At 38.3% G+C, this 574-nt stretch carries 2 protein-coding genes; both read left to right on the forward strand.

All coding sequences use genetic code 11. The features are described from left to right. A partial coding sequence (locus KP705_RS16355) for a hypothetical protein (RefSeq protein WP_215765012.1) occupies positions 1-333 on the forward strand: 333 nt, incomplete at its 5' end. Continuing rightward, positions 330-574 (forward strand): hypothetical protein (locus tag KP705_RS16360; RefSeq protein ID WP_215765013.1); only part of this gene is annotated, 245 nt, incomplete at its 3' end. The genes KP705_RS16355 and KP705_RS16360, both read left to right, overlap by 4 nt.

The raw sequence follows: 574 nt of genomic DNA on the forward strand, positions 1-574 counted from the left end.
TTTCCTGTGAAGGATGTGAAAAGTTATAGAGATTATTTGCGTTGTCTTCCTTCGCATTCTTCTTTGTTTTTGGATTACATAGAAAGCAGGGGATATGGTTTTTTAAGATTCAACGAATATTTGAACGATGACGAGGATGATTTTTGTTACGAGTGTGTTTTTGTTAATGACAATAAAGATGAGATACGCCTTTGGGTTAAAGATTTAGAAGAATGTGACAAGGATGGTTTGTATTCGAGTATCGATAATTTAGATTTGGAAAATTGTACGTCTGATGATTTTAAAAGAAGACTCTCAACGATTTGCGAGAAATTTTTTGGATCGTTGTCATGAGTTATCAATTCGCACATTTTGAGATGCTGAGTCGTAAAGTGCTTGTAAAGCCTTCCGACAAGGCAACGAAGTCTAAGAAGTGGAATATTAAAGAGACTATAGATGAGGCTACCCGGAGAAATCCGGATGCCTGTTTGCATGTTGAAAATCCAGGCAAGCCGGTTCTCGTTTTTGGTCAGGATTTAGAAGCTCTTGAGCGTGAGCATGAGCAGGCTTGCGATGGTGCTGTTGATGTTCAGAA

This window comes from Gluconobacter sp. P1D12_c (assembly GCF_018812105.1).
GTDB classification, from domain to species: domain Bacteria; phylum Pseudomonadota; class Alphaproteobacteria; order Acetobacterales; family Acetobacteraceae; genus Gluconobacter; species Gluconobacter oxydans_A.